At 73.3% G+C, this 17205-nt stretch carries 15 protein-coding genes and 1 pseudogene; 10 read left to right on the forward strand and 6 right to left on the reverse strand.

Annotated elements, in window-relative coordinates:
- On the reverse strand, positions 1-2141 hold a 2141-nt coding region (locus ACZ5GP_RS23135), incomplete at its 3' end, for a DEAD/DEAH box helicase (protein WP_468752642.1).
- Positions 2142-2604: 463 nt separating this feature from the next.
- Between ACZ5GP_RS23135 and ACZ5GP_RS23140 the strand changes: the two genes are divergently transcribed.
- Positions 2605-3354, forward strand: a complete 750-nt coding sequence (locus tag ACZ5GP_RS23140) for a ferritin-like fold-containing protein (protein WP_468752643.1) — start codon at positions 2605-2607, stop codon at positions 3352-3354.
- A gap of 31 nt (positions 3355-3385) precedes the next feature.
- Here ACZ5GP_RS23140 and ACZ5GP_RS23145 read toward each other — a convergent pair whose 3' ends face one another.
- From ACZ5GP_RS23145 to ACZ5GP_RS23160, 4 genes are all read right to left on the reverse strand, one after another.
- The gene (locus ACZ5GP_RS23145) at positions 3386-3655 is read right to left on the reverse strand and encodes a hypothetical protein (protein ID WP_468752644.1); all 270 of its coding nucleotides are present in this window, start codon (positions 3653-3655) and stop codon (positions 3386-3388) included.
- Positions 3656-3854: 199 nt separating this feature from the next.
- Entirely contained in the window at positions 3855-4082 is a 228-nt protein-coding gene (locus tag ACZ5GP_RS23150) for a DUF3107 domain-containing protein (protein ID WP_358590202.1), read from the reverse strand.
- 138 nt (positions 4083-4220) lie between these two features.
- On the reverse strand, positions 4221-4862 hold the full coding sequence (locus ACZ5GP_RS23155; RefSeq protein WP_358590205.1) for a TetR/AcrR family transcriptional regulator: 642 nt from the start codon (positions 4860-4862) through the stop codon (positions 4221-4223).
- 271 nt (positions 4863-5133) lie between these two features.
- Positions 5134-5358, reverse strand: coding sequence for a hypothetical protein (locus tag ACZ5GP_RS23160; protein ID WP_468752645.1), 225 nt, complete (start codon positions 5356-5358; stop codon positions 5134-5136).
- A 169-nt stretch (positions 5359-5527) separates the two neighbouring features.
- Between ACZ5GP_RS23160 and ACZ5GP_RS23165 the strand changes: the two genes are divergently transcribed.
- Complete coding sequence (locus ACZ5GP_RS23165) at positions 5528-6589, forward strand: alpha/beta fold hydrolase (protein WP_468752646.1); 1062 nt, start codon at positions 5528-5530, stop codon at positions 6587-6589.
- A gap of 122 nt (positions 6590-6711) precedes the next feature.
- Here the strand turns inward: ACZ5GP_RS23165 and ACZ5GP_RS23170 are convergent.
- Positions 6712-6978 (reverse strand): annotated as a pseudogene (locus ACZ5GP_RS23170) (hypothetical protein); the annotation flags it as partial.
- Here ACZ5GP_RS23170 and ACZ5GP_RS23175 point away from each other — a divergent pair.
- The 8 genes from ACZ5GP_RS23175 to ACZ5GP_RS23210 all read left to right on the forward strand — a co-directional run bounded on the left by ACZ5GP_RS23175 (position 6877) and on the right by ACZ5GP_RS23210 (position 17184).
- Positions 6877-8076 (forward strand): DUF3152 domain-containing protein, encoded by a 1200-nt coding sequence (locus tag ACZ5GP_RS23175; RefSeq protein ID WP_468752647.1) that lies wholly within the window; start codon positions 6877-6879, stop codon positions 8074-8076. The pseudogene ACZ5GP_RS23170 and the gene ACZ5GP_RS23175 sit on opposite strands and share 102 nt — an antisense overlap.
- 66 nt (positions 8077-8142) lie before the next feature.
- Positions 8143-8235: an Ms4533A family Cys-rich leader peptide gene (locus tag ACZ5GP_RS23180; protein WP_358589930.1), complete on the forward strand. Its 93-nt coding sequence runs from the start codon at positions 8143-8145 to the stop codon at positions 8233-8235.
- A 166-nt stretch (positions 8236-8401) separates the two neighbouring features.
- Positions 8402-10129 carry an ABC transporter substrate-binding protein gene (locus ACZ5GP_RS23185; protein WP_468752648.1) on the forward strand — a complete coding sequence of 576 codons (1728 nt, stop codon included), beginning with the start codon at positions 8402-8404 and terminating at the stop codon, positions 10127-10129.
- Positions 10126-11061, forward strand: coding sequence for an ABC transporter permease (locus ACZ5GP_RS23190; protein WP_468752649.1), 936 nt, complete (start codon positions 10126-10128; stop codon positions 11059-11061). The genes ACZ5GP_RS23185 and ACZ5GP_RS23190 overlap by 4 nt, the downstream gene beginning before the upstream one ends.
- The gene (locus tag ACZ5GP_RS23195; RefSeq protein WP_468752650.1) at positions 11058-12065 is read left to right on the forward strand and encodes an ABC transporter permease; all 1008 of its coding nucleotides are present in this window, start codon (positions 11058-11060) and stop codon (positions 12063-12065) included. Before ACZ5GP_RS23190 ends, ACZ5GP_RS23195 begins: the two co-directional genes overlap by 4 nt.
- Positions 12062-13666, forward strand: coding sequence for a dipeptide ABC transporter ATP-binding protein (locus ACZ5GP_RS23200; protein ID WP_468752651.1), 1605 nt, complete (start codon positions 12062-12064; stop codon positions 13664-13666). Before ACZ5GP_RS23195 ends, ACZ5GP_RS23200 begins: the two co-directional genes overlap by 4 nt.
- A 201-nt stretch (positions 13667-13867) precedes the next feature.
- Positions 13868-15622 carry a DUF3492 domain-containing protein gene (locus ACZ5GP_RS23205; RefSeq protein ID WP_468752652.1) on the forward strand — a complete coding sequence of 585 codons (1755 nt, stop codon included), beginning with the start codon at positions 13868-13870 and terminating at the stop codon, positions 15620-15622.
- A 473-nt stretch (positions 15623-16095) separates the two neighbouring features.
- Entirely contained in the window at positions 16096-17184 is a 1089-nt protein-coding gene (locus ACZ5GP_RS23210; protein ID WP_468752653.1) for a hypothetical protein, read from the forward strand.
- Positions 17185-17205 lie beyond the last annotated feature (21 nt).

Raw genomic sequence — 17205 nt, forward strand, 5'->3', positions numbered from 1 at the left:
GCCTTGCGGGTGCGTCGCTTGGGCTTCTCCTCCGCCGGGGCCTCCGCTACGGGTGCCTCGGCTTCGGCGGCTGGCGCGGTGGCCTTGCGCGTGCGGCGCTTCGGCTTCTCCTCGGCCAGTGCGGCCGTGGCGTCCGTCTCCGTGACGGTTTCCGCGGTCTTGCGGGTGCGGCGCTTGGGCTTCTCCTCCACCGGGGCCTCCGCTACGGGGGCCTCGGCTACGGGAGCCTCAGCGGCCGGTGTGGTGGCCTTGCGGGTGCGTCGCTTGGGCTTCTCCTCCGCCGGGGCCTCCGCTACGGGTGCCTCGGCTTCGGCGGCCGGCGCGGTGGCCTTGCGCGTACGGCGCTTCGGCTTCTCCGCTGCGGGGGCCTCCGCCACCGCCGCTTCCGCCACCGGAACCTCCGCCACCGGAACCTCCGTCACCGGAGCATGCGCCTCGGCCACCGGCTCGGCGGCCTTCCGCGTGCGGCGGCGCGGCTTCGTCACCGGAGCCGGGGCCTGCGCGGGCTCCGCCTCGGGGGCGGCGACCGGAGCCGCCGCGGTGACGGCTGCCGTCACGACCTCGGCCGCGGCCGGGGTCTCCGACGCGGCGCCGCCACGCGTGCGACGACGGCGACGCGGGGTGCGCGACTCCGTCGGCTCGGTGCTGGTCTCGACGGGCGAGGCGACCGGCGCCGCAGCGGCGGCCGGTGCTGCCGTGGGCGCACTGGGCGCAGTGGATGCCGCGGGCGTGGCCTGGGCCGCGCCCAGCGGGCTGCCGGCCCGCGTGCGACGGCGGCGTCGCGGCGTACGCGCGGGACGCTCCCGCTCGGCCGACACCGAGCCGGGGCCCGAGCCCGAGCCCGAGGCGGAACGCTCACGGTCACGGTCGTGATCGCGGTTCCGGTCACGGTCACGGTCCTGCGTACGGCCGCCACTGCGCGCGGGACGGCCACCGCGGCCGCGCCCACCGGTCTCGCCGAGGTCTTCGATCTCCTCCGCGCCCAGACCCGCACGGGTCCGCTCGCCGCGCGGCAGCACCCCCTTGGTGCCCGCCGGGATCTTCAGCTCCTCGTACAGGTGCGGGGAGCTGGAGTACGTCTCGACCGGGTCGCTGAAGCCCAGCTCCAGCGCCTTGTTGATCAGCTGCCAGCGCGGGATGTCGTCCCAGTCGACCAGCGTGATCGCGATGCCCTTGGCGCCCGCGCGGCCGGTGCGGCCGATGCGGTGCAGATAGGTCTTCTCGTCCTCGGGGGACTGGTAGTTGATGACGTGCGTGACGCCACCGACGTCGATGCCGCGCGCGGCGACGTCCGTGCAGACGAGTACGTCGACCTTGCCGTTGCGGAAGGCCCGCAGCGCCTGCTCGCGCGCGCCCTGGCCGAGGTCGCCGTGCACGGCGCCCGCGGCGAAGCCCCGGCGTTCGAGCTGCTCGGCGATGTCCGCGGCCGTCCGCTTCGTACGGCAGAAGATCATCGCGAGTCCGCGGCCGTCGGCCTGCAGGATGCGCGAGACCATCTCGGGCTTGTCCATGTTGTGCGCGCGGTAGACGAACTGCTCGGTGTTCGCGACCGTCTGGCCCTCGTCGTCCGGCGCGGTGGCGCGGATGTGCGTGGGCTGCGACATGTAACGGCGGGCGAGGCCGATGACGGCGCCCGGCATGGTCGCCGAGAAGAGCATCGTCTGACGCTTCGGCGGCAGCATGTTGATGATCCGCTCGACGTCGGGCAGGAAGCCCAGGTCGAGCATCTCGTCGGCCTCGTCCAGGACGAGGCACTTGACGTGCTTGAGGTCGAGCTTGCGCTGGCCCGCGAGGTCGAGGAGACGACCGGGGGTGCCGACGACGATGTCGATGCCCTTCTTGAGGGCCTCGACCTGCGGCTCGTAGGCACGGCCGCCGTATATGGCGAGGACGCGGACGTTGCGCGCCTTGCCGGCGGTCAGCAGGTCGTTCGTCACCTGCTGGCACAGCTCGCGGGTGGGGACGACGATGAGGGCCTGCGGCGCCTCGGTCAGCTGCTCGGGCTCGGCGCGGCCCGCCTCGACGTCGGCGGGGACGATCACGCGCTCCAGGAGCGGCAGGCCGAAGCCGAGCGTCTTGCCGGTGCCGGTCTTGGCCTGGCCGATGACGTCCTTGCCCGAAAGGGCGACGGGGAGCGTCATCTCCTGGATGGGGAAGGGGGTGATGATGCCGACGGCTTCAAGGGCTTCGGCTGTCTCGGGAAGAATCCCGAGCTCTCGGAAAGTCGTAGTCAGGGCTATGCCTCTTCTGTGAGACGCGGCGTGAGGCGAACGCTGGGGGTCGTGACCGTGCCACTACCGCCGGCTGCTTGGGGGGCGGGCCGGGGGCGCGGGACCACTGCCTGCGCTCGAGCGCTCTTACCGCTGAGGTTCCCTCCTCGTGCCGTACGCAGCTGCGCGTACCGCCCGGAGGGCTGTCGGGTCGGAGCCGATCGGGCCACCGACCGGGCATCCTCATTCATACCGCCCGTCGAATATTCGGCAGGCGCTTTACCACTGTACCCCGGAATCTCGCATGCGTGTCCGGCGAATTCGTCACATGGCTGTCGTCACACCGACTGACCGGGACCTTACGCCTTACGGCAGGCGGGCTATTGTGCGCTTCATGGAGACGCCTGACACCGCCGCTGAATCCGCCGCCGAAACCCCCGCCGAACCCACCGGGATCGCCGCCCAGGACTGGGCGAAAGCGTCCACCGAGCCCCACTACCGCGCCGCGGTCGTCGACCTGCTCGGCGCGCTCGCCTACGGGGAGCTGGCGGCGTTCGAACGGCTCGCCGAGGACGCGAAGCTGGCGCCGACGCTCGGCGACAAGGCGGAGCTGGCGAAGATGGCGTCGGCGGAATTCCACCACTTCGAGCAGTTGCGGGACCGGCTCTCGGCGATCGGCGCGGAGCCCACCGAGGCCATGCAGCCGTTCGTGGCGGCGCTGGACGGCTTCCACCGGCAGACCGCGCCGTCCGACTGGCTGGAGGGCCTGGTCAAGGCGTACGTGGGCGACTCCATCGCCAGTGACTTCTACCGGGAGGTCGCGGCCCGCCTCGACGGCGACACGCGCCGGCTCGTGCTGGGCGTCCTCGACGACACGGGGCACGCCAGCTTCGCCGTGGAGAAGGTACGGGCCGCCATCGAGGCCGACCCCCGGGTCGGCGGGCGGCTCGCGCTCTGGGCGCGGCGGCTGATGGGCGAGGCCCTCTCGCAGTCCCAGCGGGTCGTCGCGGACCGGGACGCGCTCTCCACCATGCTGGTGGGCGGTGTCGCCGACGGGTTCGACCTCGCGGAGGTCGGCCGGATGTTCTCCCGCATCACCGAGGCGCACACCAAGCGGATGGCCGCCCTGGGCCTGGCGGCCTAGGGCGCGGCCGGCGCCCCTTCGGGGGCGCTTCCTATGCTGTCGCCGAGCGGTGCAGGCTGCCCCGGGTGGGGCGGATCAGCAGGGAGAGCAGGGCCACCGAGACGGTCAGCGCTCCGAGCAGGGTCGCGGGCGCGTGGCCGGGGCCCAACGCCATGTGGGTGATGAAGGCGCCGATGAGGGCGCCCACGGGGCCCGTCGACAGGACGAGGCTGCGCGCGGGCAGCCGGTGCGCCAGGCGGTGCGCGATGGCCCAGGACAGGGCGAAACCCAGTAGAGCGGAGCCGAATGCTTCCAGGATCACGGTGATGCCCTCCCTCACGGCCGGTGCGAATCGGTCGTAGCCGGTGTACCCAAGGTGGCCGGAACGCAACCCTCCAGCAACAACAGACGAGTGCGGCCCGGTGGTCGACAACCACCGGGCCGCACTCGTCGTACTCGTTATAACTGCTGTAATAACTGTCGTACTCGTCCTACCTGTCCGCGTGTCCCGCGGACGCCCTCTACAGGGCGCTGAAGCCCACCTTGCGCGCGGTGGGCTCGCCGAGCTCCACGTACGCGAGGCGGTCGGCCGGAACCAGGACCTTGCGGCCGTGGTCGTCCACGAGGCTCAGCAGCGGCGACTTGCCGGTCAGCGCCTCGGACACCGCGGTCTCGACTTCCTCGGCGCTCTGGCCGCTCTCCAGCACGATCTCGCGGGGCGCGTACTGCACGCCGATCTTGACCTCCACGGCTTTGTCCCTCCGACGCTCAGTCTGTGCGCGGCCGTCCGCGCCGTACCCAGCACACATTAGCCCGGTGAGGCGATGCGGAGGGCCGCCGCCGTGAACGCCGGTAGCGAACACGGAACGGGAACAAAGCGCGCGGTGTCAGTGGCCCTCGGTGCCGTGCAGCGGGAAGCCCGCGATGCCGCGCCAGGCGAGCGACGTCAGCAGCTCCACCGCCTTGTCGCGCGGGACCGTGCTGCCGCTGGCCAGCCAGTAGCGGGCGACGACCTGCGAATAGCCGCCGAGGCCCACGGCGAGCAGCATCGCCTCGTCCCTCGGCAGGCCGGTGTCCTCGGCGATCACCTCACAGATCGCCTCCGCGCACTGGAGCGTCACGCGGTCCACGCGCTCACGGACCGCCGTCTCGTTCGTCAGATCCGACTCGAAGACCAGACGGAACGCGCCGCCCTCGTTCTCGACGTACGCGAAGTAGGCGTCCATCGTCGCGGCCACGCGCAGCTTGTTGTCCGTGGTGGACGCCAGCGCCGTGCGGACCGACTGGAGCAGTGACTCGCAGTGCTGGTCGAGCAGGGCGAGATAGAGGTCGAGCTTGCCGGGGAAGTGCTGGTAGAGCACCGGCTTGCTGACCCCGGCGCGCTCGGCGATGTCGTCCATCGCGGCCGCGTGGTAACCCTGTGCGACGAAAACTTCCTGGGCCGCGCCGAGAAGTTGGTTCCGTCGGGCACGGCGCGGCAGGCGTGTGCCCCGCGGGCGTGCCGCCTCTGTCTGCTCGATGGCTGTCACGCCGCCTCCCAATCGTCCGATGCGCGGTGTGCGCCCGCGCCGCCATCGTACTTTTCGGTAACAGCGATGTGCGCGGTGCGGACGCAGGATTTCATGGACTGGACAACTGCAGAAGGCCTCCGCCGCGGTGCGTAGCAGGGCAAATACGGCCAGATCGACCGGTCGGGGTGTACGGAGGTGTACAGGGCCGTGGTGAACGGGGCTCGGGGCGGCCGCCGACGGGACGTGCCCCGCCGGATCGGCACGGGCCGCCCCGGTCCCCCGGGGGCGGTCAGCGGTAGTCGTCCTCGTCGAAGTCGACCACGCGGGCCTGCTCGGCCAGGTCCGCCTCGCTCGCGGCGTTCGGGTCGGCGTCCCGCAGCGAGTCGTCCCTGCTGGGGGCGAGGTCGGTGTGCTGCTCGGCGGTGTCCGCCTCCGGGGCCTCCACGCCGGCCTCGGCTCCGGTGGTGCTCTCTTCCGTCTCGAAGGTCTCGGGATCGGTCGGATCGACACTCATGTGTTGCTCTCTTCCCTCGCGGTACTGACGGCCCTTCGTGATGCGAGTGCCCTCATCGTCCGCTTTCTATGAGCGTAGGAGACACCCGGATGAGGCGCTACGCGATCCGTGTGCGGTCTGTGACGGCGAACACGTGAGTCGGGGCGTGATCGTCTCGTAACATTGCCGCATGTCTTCGACCGAGCTGCCGAACCTGCTGGCCGCCACCGCCGCGCCCAAGCCCGGTGCCGTGGCGGTCGCGGAGGGCGAGCGGCTCGGCTCGATCGGCCTGCCCGGACTCACGCTGACGGTGCGCTCACGGCCCCCGGCCAGGGAAGGGCTCCCGCCCGCGCTCTACGTGCACGGCCTCGGCGGCTCCTCGCAGAACTGGTCGGCGCTGATGCCGCTGCTGGCCGACGTCGTCGACTGCGAGGCGATCGACCTGCCCGGGTTCGGGGACTCGCCCCCGCCGGACGACGGGGACTACTCGATCACCGGGCACGCCCGCGCCGTCATCCGTTACCTCGACGCCCGCGCGCGCGGTCCCGTCCACCTCTTCGGGAACTCCCTGGGCGGCGCGATCACGACGCGCGTCGCCGCCGTGCGTCCCGACCTCGTCCGTACGCTGACCCTGCTCTCGCCCGCCCTGCCCGAGCTGCGGGTGCAGCGCACGGCGGTGCCCACCGGGCTGCTCGCCGTGCCGGGCGTCGCCACCCTCTTCATGCGGCTCACCAAGGAGTGGTCGGCCGAGCAGCGGGTGCGCGGGATGCTGGGGCTCTGTTACGGCGACCCGGCCAAGGTGACGCCGGAGGGCTTCGGCGCGGCGGTGCGGGAGATGGAGCGCAGGCTGCAGCTCCCCTACTTCTGGGACGCGATGACGCGCTCGGCGCGCGGCATCGTGAACGCGTACACGCTGGGCGGCCAGCACGGCCTGTGGCGGCAGGCCGAGCGGGTCCTCGCGCCGACCCTGCTCGTCTACGGCGGGCGCGACCTCCTCGTCTCGTACCGCATGGCGCGCAAGGCGAGTACCGCGTTCCGCGACTCGCGGCTGCTCACGCTGCCCGAGGCGGGGCATCTGCCGATGATGGAGGACCCACAGAGCGTGGCCACGGCGTTCCGCGAACTGCTCGTCGAACTGGGAGAGGAGCCGAGCGCCCCGCCGTGTTCCGGCGACGCCAGTGCCTCCCGCGACTCCAGCACTCCCCGTGACTCCAGTGCCTCGCGTGACTCCCGTACGGGTTCGGGGAGCTGAGGCGGCGCGTGGGACGACACAGCCGCCGCGACCCGGCGAGCGCATCTTCGGCAAGCATTCCTGATCACGGCGCCCCTGATCACGGCGCCCCTGATCACGGCGCCCCTGATCACGGCGCCCCTGATCACGGCGCCCCTGAACACAGCACCCCTGAACACAGCACCCCTGAACACGGCACCCCCGACGAGAGCGCCCCTGACGGCACGGGCACCTCGGGCTCCCCGCCGGCGCGCCGCGCCCCGGCCCCGCAGTCGGCGCCCGGTACCGGGCGCCGCAGGCGCACCTCCTTGGACGCCGGCGAGGAGATCCCTGCGCACGGGACGCCCGCACAGGGAACCCCCGCGCACGAGACCTCCACGCACGAGTCCGCGCGCGCGACACCGGCCCATGGGCTCCCGCGCGTCCGTGGCGGGCACCCCGAGCAGCACGAGCCCGGTGGGGCCGAGCACGGCATACCGCGACCTCGGCAGGACCGCCCCACCCCGCGGCGGGGCCGCTCCGCCCTGCGGCAGGATCGCTCCGCTCCTCGACAGGACTACATGGAGGCGTTCCCGGAGGATGATCCCTACGCCTCCGTCACCGACTGGAGCGACGTGTCCGAGCCTCGTGGCGAGGGCGCCGACGGCACCGGTGGCGGTCGGAAGGGCGGGCGCGCCCGCGTGATCACCGGTAGCGCCGCCGCCGCCGCGACCCTCCTGCTCGCGGCGTTCCTCGCGGGTCAGGTCGGCGACGGCGCGGGCGGCTCCGACGACAGGCCCCAGGCCGCCCCCGGCGACGGCGCACGCGACACCGGGGACCCCGCCTCACGCTCCGACGAGCGCCCGCCGCCCGGGGGCCCCGCCGCGAAACCGGACCTGGCGCAAATGACGTATGAGCAGAAGATCGGCGAGAGATATCCCCTGGACCCCGAGCTCAGGGCGTCCGGTGAATTCGAGGCGGTCGCCGGATTCGACAAGGCGCCCGGAAAGGGGCAGCTTTTCCGCTATCGCGTGGACGTCGAGAAGGGGCTCGGTCTCGACGGCGGACTGTTCGCGCAGGCGGTGCAGAAAACCCTGAACGACGACCGGAGTTGGGCCCATGCCGGCGCCCGTACCTTCGAGCGCGTCTCGTCCGGGAAACCTGATTTCGTCATCACTCTGGCGAGCCCCGGGACGACCGCGGCCTGGTGCGCGAAATCGGGACTCGACACGGCCCAGGACAATGTGTCGTGCGATTCCGCGGCGACGGACCGCGTGATGATCAACGGATATCGGTGGGCACAGGGCGCCAAGACCTACGGCGACGCGGTCAAGAAGACCTACGGCAACGCCCTGCGCCCCTACCGCCAGATGCTGATCAACCACGAGGTCGGCCACCGGCTCGGCTTCGACCACACCGACTGCGCGAAGGACGGGGACCTCGCACCCGTCATGCAGCAGCAGACCAAGTTCCTGGACCACGACGGGATCAAGTGCAAGGCCAATCCCTGGGCCTTTCCCGAGAGGTGAGGTGACGGCGGGCGGCAGGCGCCCGCCGCTTTGACATCCGTCGGAAATTCGTTCATATTTCTGCGCATGTCGAACCGTCACGCCCCTTCGAGCGCAGCCATCGAGCTGGCGCTGCTCGGCGTGACCGCGCTCTGCGTGTCCGACGTCCACTGTTGCTGACGCCCGCCCCGGCGAGTGCGTCGCTCCTTTCCGGCCGCCCCTGTGCCCTGCCTTCCCGCACGGCCCGGTGCCGCTTTTTCCCCGCACCCTCTCCGGGGTCAGCTCTGCTCCATTTCCGCTGATCCGCTGCCTTCGCGCGGCGGTTTTCCCCGAGAGGTCGCCTCCGATGCGTCAATCGTCCGTCATCGCCCGCCGTGTGGCCGCGGCATCCGTCAGTCTGGTCCTCGCCTCGGGCGCCGCCGCCTGCGCGGGTCCGCGGGACGACGCCGACGGTGGCGCGGAGGGAACCCCCGCCAAGGGCGGCACGCTCACCGTCCTCAACCGCGACCCGCAGGCCGACTTCGACCCCGCACGGCTCTACACCTCCGGCGGCGGCAACATACCGGGCCTCGTCTTCCGCACCCTGACCACCCGCAACCGCGAGGCCGGCGCGAAGGGCGCGAAGGTCGTCCCCGACCTCGCGACGGACCTCGGCAGACCGAGCGAGAACGCCACGGTGTGGACGTACACCCTGAAGAAGGGGCTCAAGTACGAGGACGGTTCGCCGATCACCACCGCCGACGTGAAGTACGGCATCGAGCGGTCCTTCGCCGCCGAACTCAGCGGCGGGGCACCCTACTTGCGGGACTGGCTCGTCGGCGGCGACACCTATGAGGGGCCCTACAAGGACAAGAGCGGCAAGGGACTCGCGTCGATCGAGACGCCGGACGAGCGGACCATCGTCTTCCATCTGAACAAGCCCGAGGGAGAGTTCCCCTTCCTCGCCACCCAGACGCAGTTCGCGCCCGTCCCCAAGAGCAAGGACAAGGGCACGAAGTACGAGGAGCACCCCCTCTCCTCGGGCCCCTACAAGGTCGTCGGGAACGAACGCGACGGGGAGCGGCTGCGGCTGGAGCGCAACCCCCACTGGTCCGCCGCGACCGACGCGGAGCGCAAGGCCTACCCGGACGTCATCGACGTACGCTCCGGGCTCGACGCGTCCGTCATCAACCAGCGGCTCGCCGCGGGCCGGGGCGCGGACGCCGCCGCCGTCACCACCGACACCAACCTCGGCCCGGCCGAACTCACCAAGGTCAGCGGCGACAAGGACCTGGCCGCCCACGTCGGCACCGGACACTTCGGGCAGACGCACTACCTCGCCTTCAACCCCAAGGTGAAGCCCTTCGACGACCCCGAGGTGCGCCGGGCCGTCGCGTACGCCGTGGACCGCTCCTCGGTCGTCAACGCCGTCGGCGGCTCCTCGCTCGCCGAGCCCGCCACCACCTTCCTGCCGGACCAGAAGTCCTTCGGGCACACGGAGTACGACCACTTCCCGGCGGGCGCCTCCGGCAACCCGAAGAAGGCCAGGGAACTGCTGAAGGAAGCCGGTCACGAGAACGGCCTGACCATCCGGCTCACGCACTCCAACGCCAAGAACGACGAGACGGGCCCGGAGGTCGCGACCGCGGTACAGGACGCCCTGAAGAAGGCCGGCATCACGGTCGAACTGGACGGCCTGGAGGACAACGACTACTCCGACCGGATCCACGACGTCGACCACGAGCCCGGCCTGTTCCTCGCCAGCTGGGGCGCCGACTGGCCCTCCGGCGGCCCCTTCATCGCCCCGATCTTCGACGGGCGCCAGATCGTGAAGGACGGCGCCAACTTCAACGCGGGCTTCCTGGACGACAAGGCCGTCAACCACGAGATCGACGAGATCAACAAGCTGACCGACCTGGACGCCGCCGCGGCGCGCTGGGGCGCCCTCGACAAGAAGATCGGCCGGCGGGCCCTGACCGTGCCGCTCTTCCACCCGGTCTTCAAGCGGCTGTACGGCAAGGACGTCAGGAACGTCGTGATCAGCGACTGGACCGGTGTCCTCGACGTCTCCCAGGTCGCGGTGAAGTCGTCATGACCGGCGAAATCACCCTCTGGCGGCGGCTGCGCGGGCAGCCGGCCGCCCTGGCCGCGGCGGGAGTCGTCGCGCTGCTGGTGCTCGTGGCGCTCGCCGCGCCCCTCCTGACGGCCCTGGAGGGGCAGGACCCCACCACGTACCACCCCGACCTGGTCGACTCGGCGCGCGGCGGGGTGCCCATCGGCCCGTTCGGCGGGATCAGCGGCGACCACTGGCTCGGCGTCGAACCGCAGACCGGGCGCGACCTCTTCGCCCGGCTCGTCCACGGCGCGCGGGTCTCCCTCGGCGTCGCGCTCGCCGCGACCGTCGTCCAGGTGACCATCGGCGTCGCGGTCGGTGTCGCCGCCGGATTCGGCGGTCACCGGCTCGACCAGGTGCTCAGCCGCGCCACCGACGTCATCGTGGCCCTGCCGCTGACCGTCCTCGCGCTCGCGCTGATGACCGTCGTGCCGAGCGGATTCCCGCGGCCGGTGCTCGTCGCCCTGGTCATCGGCCTCGTCGCCTGGGGCAGCGTCGCCAAGGTCGTGCGCGCGCAGACGGTCACGCTCAAGGCGCTCGACCACGTGGCCGCGGCACGGCTCAGCGGCTGGGGCTCCGTGCGCATCGCCCGGCGCGAGCTGCTGCCCGCCCTCGCCGCACCCGTCATCACCTACGCCGCGCTGCTCGTCCCCGCCAACATCACCGTCGAGGCCGCGCTCTCCTTCCTCGGCGTCGGCGTGAAACCGCCGACCCCCTCGTGGGGGCAGATGCTCACGGCAGCGAACGTCTGGTACCAGGCGGCCCCGCAGTATCTGCTGCTCCCGGCGGGCGCCCTGTTCGTGACCGTGCTCGCCCTCACCGTGCTCGGGGACGGCGTGCGCACGGCGCTGGACCCGCGGGCCGCCTCCCGGCTGCGCATCGGCACCGGACGCAAGAGGGAGGCCTCCGCGTGACCGGGTCCCGGCGGCTCACCGCCTTCCTGCTGCGGCGCCTCGCCGGCGCCCTCGGCACGCTCCTCGCCCTCTCCGTGATCATCTACGCGGTGTTCTACGTCGCGCCCGGCGACGTCGCCCAGATCACCTGCGGCCCCCGCTGCTCGCCCGCGCAGGTCCACCAGGTCGCCGACCAGCTGCGCCTCGACGACCCCCTGTACGTGCGCTACGCGGACTTCCTCCAGGGCCTGTTCACCGGCCACGACTACTCCACCGGCACCGGCGTGGAGCACTGCGGCGCGCCCTGTCTCGGCGTCTCCTACCAGAACGACCAGCAGGTCACCGCGCTGATCGCGGCCAAGCTGCCGGTCACCGCCTCACTGGCGCTCGGCGCGATGGTGCTGTGGCTGGCCCTCGGGGTCGGCACCGGCGTCCTCTCCGTCTGGCGGCGCGGCCGGCTCGGCGAGCGCGTCCTGACCGCCCTCACCCTCGCGGGCACCGCCACGCCGGTCTTCGTGGTCGGCCTGCTGCTGATGATCGTCGTCTGCGGTCAGCTCCAATGGCTGCCCTTCCCGCAGTACGTGGACTTCGGCGACGACCCGACCCAGTGGGCCTGGAACCTGCTCCTGCCCTGGCTGGCGCTCGCGCTCGTCGAGGCCGCCACCTACGCCCGGGTGACCCGCTCCGCGATGCTGGAGACGCTCGCCGACGACCATGTGCGGACCTTTCGCGCGTACGGCGTGGGGGAGCGGGCGATCATCGGCAGGCACGCCCTGCGGGGCGCGCTGGCCCCCGTCATCGCCCTGACCGCGAACGGCTTCGGGTCGCTGTTCGGCGGCGCGATGCTCACCGAGTCGCTGTTCGGGCTCCCCGGCCTCGGGCGCGAACTCGTGCAGGCGGTGAAGTCCGTCGACCTGCCGGTGGTGGTCGGCCTGGTCATGGTCACCGGCTTCTTCGTGGTGCTCGCCAATGCCGTCGCGGACGTGCTGTACGCGGTGGCCGACCGACGGGTGGTACTGACATGAGCCTCGTGCGAGTGAGGGACCTGCGGGTGGAGTTCGACTCCGGCGTACGCGCCGTGGACGGGCTCTCCTTCACCCTGGAGGCGGGCCGCGCGCTCGCCCTCGTGGGCGAGTCCGGGTCCGGCAAGTCGACCGTGGCGTCCGCGCTGCTCGGGCTGCACCGCGGCACGGGCGCGCGCGTCGAGGGATCCGTACGGGTCGCCGGCGTCGACGTACAGGAGGCGTCGCGGGCACAGCTGCGGCGGCTGCGCGGCGGGAAGGCGGCGATGGTCTTCCAGGACCCGCTCTCCTCCCTCGACCCGTACTTCGCGGTGGGCGACCAGATCGCCGAGGTGTACCGCGTGCACACCGGCGCCTCCCGGCGGGCGGCACGCGCGCGTGCCGTGCGGGTGCTCGACCGGGTCGGCATCCCCGATCCCGTGCGCCGGTCCCGCTCGCGCCCGCACGAGTTCAGCGGCGGCATGCGCCAACGCGCTCTCATCGCCATGGCGCTGGCCTGCGCACCGGAACTGCTGATCGCCGACGAGCCCACCACCGCCCTCGACGTCACCGTCCAGGCCCAGATCCTCGACCTGCTGCACGCGCTGCGGGAGGAGACCGGGATGGGCCTGCTCCTGATCACCCACGACGTGGGCGTCGCGGCGGAGAGCGCCGAGGAGGTCCTGGTCATGCGGGGCGGGCGGGAAGTGGAGCGGGGCGCGGTGCGGGACGTCCTGAGGGCGCCCCGGCAGCCGTACACCCGAGAGCTGCTGAGCGCCGTGCCGCGGCTCGACGCACCGCCGAAACCCCCCTCGCCCCGCACGAGCGGGGAAGTGGTGCTCGAAGCGGTGGGCCTGCGCCGGGAGTTCGGCCACGGGAAGCGCGCCGTCACCGCCGTCGACGACATCACGCTCAGCGTCCGCCGCGGGGAGACCCTCGGCGTCGTGGGCGAGAGCGGCAGCGGCAAGACCACGCTCGGGCGCATGCTCGTGGGCCTTTTGGAGCCGAGCGCGGGGAAGCTGCGCCACCAGGGCGTGGAGCGGCCCGGCGGCCGCGTGGACCCGGCCGTGCAGATGGTGTTCCAGGACCCCGTCGCCTCGCTCAACCCCCGCCGCTCGATCGGCGAGTCCGTCGCCGACCCGCTGCGCGCCAGGGGCGCGAGCGACACCTTCGTGCGGGGGCGCGTGCGGGAGCTCTTGGAACGCGTGGGGCTCGAACCGGCGCACTACGACCGCTATCCGCACCAGTTCAGCGGCGGTCAGCGCCAGCGCGTCGGCATCGCGCGGGCGCTCGCCGCCGAACCGCGCCTCATCGTGTGCGACGAACCGGTGTCCGCGCTCGACGTGACGACCCAGGCACAAGTCACCGCCCTCCTGGCGGAGTTGCAGCGGGATCTCGGCCTGGCGCTGGTCTTCATCGCGCACGATCTCGCGGTCGTACGCCAGGTCAGCGACCGGGTCGCGGTGCTCAGGCGCGGCCGGCTCGTCGAGTACGGGCCCGTCGGCGAGGTCTACGGCTCGCCGCGCGACCCGTACACGAGACAGCTGCTCACCGCCGTGCCGTCGCTGGATCCGGAGACGGTCGCACTGCGGCGCGAGGCCCGCACGGAGCCGGCCGCCGCCTGACGGTCCACGGCGGAACGGCGCCTTCCTGCCGCCATAGCGCGACAGAACGCCACCGGCACGGGAAAGTTACGGCCGTTCACCCCTTTTGGTGGCGCGATGGACAACCGTCCGTCGCGCCACCGGCAGGACCGCATACGTTCTTCCCGCTGCGGGCCGCCGACTCAACGGCGGCTCCCCAAACGGGAGATCGGGGGTGCGCTCGTGCGCGTTGCACTGCTTACGGAGGGTGGCTATCCGTATGTGAGGGGTGAGGGCCGGCTCTGGTGCGACCGGCTCGTGCGCGGGCTCGGGCAGCACGAGTTCGACCTCTACGCGCTCGGCCGCGACGCCCGTCAGGAGGCCTCGGGCCGCGTCGACCTCCCGCCGCACGTCACCCGGGTGCGCACGGCGCCGCTGTGGACCACCGACGACGCGGCCCTCCAGAGCGCGGGCCCACGCGGCGGCCGCGGACGACGGGCGCGACGCCGGTTCGCGGAGTGCTTCACGGAGCTCGCGGACGTGGTCTGCCGGGGCGGAGCCGGTGGCGCGCCGCGCCCGGACCCGGCGTCGGGGGCCGGCTCCGACGATGTGGCGGACCGTTTCGCCAGCGCGCTGTACGGCCTCGCCGACCTGGCCCGACAAGAGGGCGGCCTGGTCGGCGCCCTGCGCTCGGAGGCCGCCGTGCGCGCGCTGGAAAGCGCCTGCCGCGCGCCCGGCGCACTTCCCGCCGCCCGCACCGCGCGCGTCGCGGACCTGCTCGTCGCCGCCGGTCTGATGGAGCGGGCGCTGCGCCCGCTCTCCCTCGACTGGTACGGGGACGACGCCCTGGGCGCCGCCGACCTGTGCCACGCCACCTCCGGCGGACCCGCGGCGCTGCCCGGCCTGCTCGCCCGGCACTTCGCGGGCGTGCCGCTGCTCGTGACCGAGTACGGCGTGCGGCTGCGCGCGCACCACCTCGCCGCGGGCGGCATGGACCTGAGTGCACCGGTCCGGGCGCTGCTCGCCGCCTTCCACACCCGCCTCGCCGCCGAGGTGTACGACCGGGCCGTCCTGATCACTCCCGGCGACGCCCACGCCCGCCGCTGGCAGGAGCGCTGCGGCGCCGACCGGGCCAAGCTGCAAACGGTCCACCCCGGCATGGAGTCCGACCGCTTCCGCGCGATCGGCGAGCGGGGCCAGGACACCGCCGACCCCTACACCCTGCTGTGGGTCGGCCGCGTCGAGCCCGCCAAGGACCTGATCTCCCTGTTGCACGCCTTCGCCGAGGTACGCGGCCGGGAGCCGAGGGCCCGGTTGCGGATCGTCGGGGCGCCCGCCGAGGAGCCCGGGGCCGCGGAGTACCTCGCGCACTGCCGGGCGCTCGCCGCGCAGCTCTTCCCCGACGAGGCGGCGGACGCGCACGCCGTCGGCGACAACCCCGTCGCGTTCGAGGAGATCGGCGGCCCCGAGGCTCCGGAGCCGGCCGGTGTCTACGCCACGGGCGCCGTCGTCGTCCTCTCCAGCGTCGTCGAAGGCTTTCCGGCCGGCCTGGTGGAGGCCATGTTCTGCGGGCGCGCGACCGTCTCGACGGACGTCGGCGCGGTGGTGGAGGTGATCGGCGGCACGGGGCTCGTCGTGCCGCCGCGCAATCCGCGGGCGCTCGCCGAGGCGTGCGGGGCGCTCCTGCGTGACCCCGAGCGCTGCGCGCGCCTGGGGGCGGCCGCGCGGACGCGAGCGCTCGAACTCTTCACCGTCGAGCAGAACGTCGCGGCATTCCGCGACATCTACCTGGAGATCGTCTCGCACTGCCCGGTACGTCGGGACGCCGTGGACGAGGCGGGCGGACCGGTGCCGTTCGCGACCCCGGCCGAGGCGTACGTGCCGGGGCGGTGGGCGGTCGCGGTGGGCCCCGCGCCGGGCGCGGAGAGCGGCGACGCGCCCAGCTGGGCCACGCGGGAAACGGATGGCCGGGAGCAGCTGAAGGGAGCCGCCGTATGACACGGCGGGACAGCGGGCGGGCGGCGGCGCATGCGCGGAGAGCGGCCGAAGGGCAGGGCGCATTCCCTGCGGGGCGGTCCGTCCTCGGCTCCAGCTTCGGCTTCGGCGGGGACCCTCTTACCGGTGCAGACGTCCGCGCCACCGGGCGCGCGGGTGACGCCGACGGGGGGCGCGCGGGTGGTGTGAGCGCGGGGCGCGCGGGCAGCGCGGGCGCGGGGCGGGCGAGTGGCGGCGAGGGAGGCCGCGCGGGTGCCGTCGGTGGGGAGGTCCGCGCGGATGGTGCGGGTGACACGGGCTGGGGGTGTGCGGGGCGGGCGGACGTGGGGCATGCGCGGGTCGGCGGGGGAGGCCGCGTGGGCGCCACCGGTGGGGGAAGCCGCGCGGACGATGCTGGCGGAGACGCCGGCCGGCCTGGCCGCGACGCGTGGGCCAGGGCGCCGCGCCGGGGGACCGCCGACCCCGTGAAGGCCCTGATGCACCGCCATCGCGAGTTGTGCGCGCGGGCCGTCGACCCGCTGGAGATCGCGGCCGGCCTGGAGGCGCACGGCGTGACCGACCGGGCGGCCGCGCGTTACCGGCACCGGGATGTGTTCGCCCTGGCCGAGGAGATGTACGCGCGCGTGCCCCGCGACGACGAAAGCCGTGCCCCCGAAGGCGCGGGACCCGCCGTGCCCGAAGGACCGCCGGGCCGGGCCCTGTTCGCCCTGGTGCCCGGCGCGGTGGGTATGGCGGCGGTGGCCGGGACCGGCCTGACCAGCGCGGGCACCCGGCTCGCCGTGGCGCTCGCCGGCACACTCGCCATAGCCCTCGCGCTGTGGATCGCCCTGCGCGAGGGCCCCCTGCGCGCCCCCGCCCGCGCCCGCCTGACGCCCGCCGCACGCGCGTGGGTGTGCTGGCTCCTCGCGTACGCGCTCCTGGGCGACGCCCTGCTGAGCAGTGCCGTCACCGGCGGTCCCGACGGACCGGGTGACCTCTGGCGGCCCGCCACCGCCGGGCTCCTCGGCCTCGCCCTCGCCGTCGCCCCCGCGACCTGGTGCGCCCGGCTCTTCGCCGTACGCGCCAAGGGGCGGCTGCGGGCCAGTCGTGGCCTCGACGACTTCACCGCCTCCGTACGGCCGTTGCTGCTCGGTGTCCTCACGCTGTTCCTCGCCGCGCTCACGGTGTCCCTCTGGGCGTCGCTCGCCGCGACGAACGCCCTGCTCGACACCTCCGAGACCGGCGCGTCCCTCGCCGGGGCCGGCGCGCTCGGCGCCCTGCTGCTGCTCGCGCGGCTGCTCGGCGTGTACGGCTTCGTGCGGGCGCCCGCCCTGCTCCTGGGTGCCGCCGGCGCCGGTGAAGCGGCGGCCGCCGCCCTCGTGTTCACGGGCCGCCTGCCGGGCTGCGACGCGGTGGCGGCACCCGTCACGGCGGCCGTCGACACCTGGGGCCCCGGCGTCGTCCCCGCCGCCGTGTGCGGGGCCGCCGCCCTCGCCCTCCTGATCCACGCGCTCAGGACCTTGACCCTGGCCTCGGCCCACGCCGGTCCTACCCAGGCCCACCCCGTCCCCGGCGACGCGATGTGAGCCGCGGCCACAGACCGGCCA

This window comes from Streptomyces sp. NPDC031466, from assembly GCF_055581265.1.

What these genes read in the sequence shown, in the direction of transcription:
- ACZ5GP_RS23185 (WP_468752648.1), top strand. Translation starts at nt 8,402, where the DNA reads ATGCGTCAATCGTCCGTCATCGCCCGCCGTGTGGCCGCGGCATCCGTC.
- ACZ5GP_RS23210 (WP_468752653.1), top strand. Translation starts at nt 16,096, where the DNA reads ATGCACCGCCATCGCGAGTTGTGCGCGCGGGCCGTCGACCCGCTGGAG.
- ACZ5GP_RS23190 (WP_468752649.1), top strand. Translation starts at nt 10,126, where the DNA reads ATGACCGGCGAAATCACCCTCTGGCGGCGGCTGCGCGGGCAGCCGGCC.
- ACZ5GP_RS23200 (WP_468752651.1), top strand. Translation starts at nt 12,062, where the DNA reads ATGAGCCTCGTGCGAGTGAGGGACCTGCGGGTGGAGTTCGACTCCGGC.
- ACZ5GP_RS23180 (WP_358589930.1), top strand. Translation starts at nt 8,143, where the DNA reads ATGTCGAACCGTCACGCCCCTTCGAGCGCAGCCATCGAGCTGGCGCTG.
- ACZ5GP_RS23140 (WP_468752643.1), top strand. Translation starts at nt 2,605, where the DNA reads ATGGAGACGCCTGACACCGCCGCTGAATCCGCCGCCGAAACCCCCGCC.
- ACZ5GP_RS23165 (WP_468752646.1), top strand. Translation starts at nt 5,528, where the DNA reads ATGTCTTCGACCGAGCTGCCGAACCTGCTGGCCGCCACCGCCGCGCCC.
- ACZ5GP_RS23160 (WP_468752645.1), bottom strand. Translation starts at nt 5,358, where the DNA reads ATGAGTGTCGATCCGACCGATCCCGAGACCTTCGAGACGGAAGAGAGC.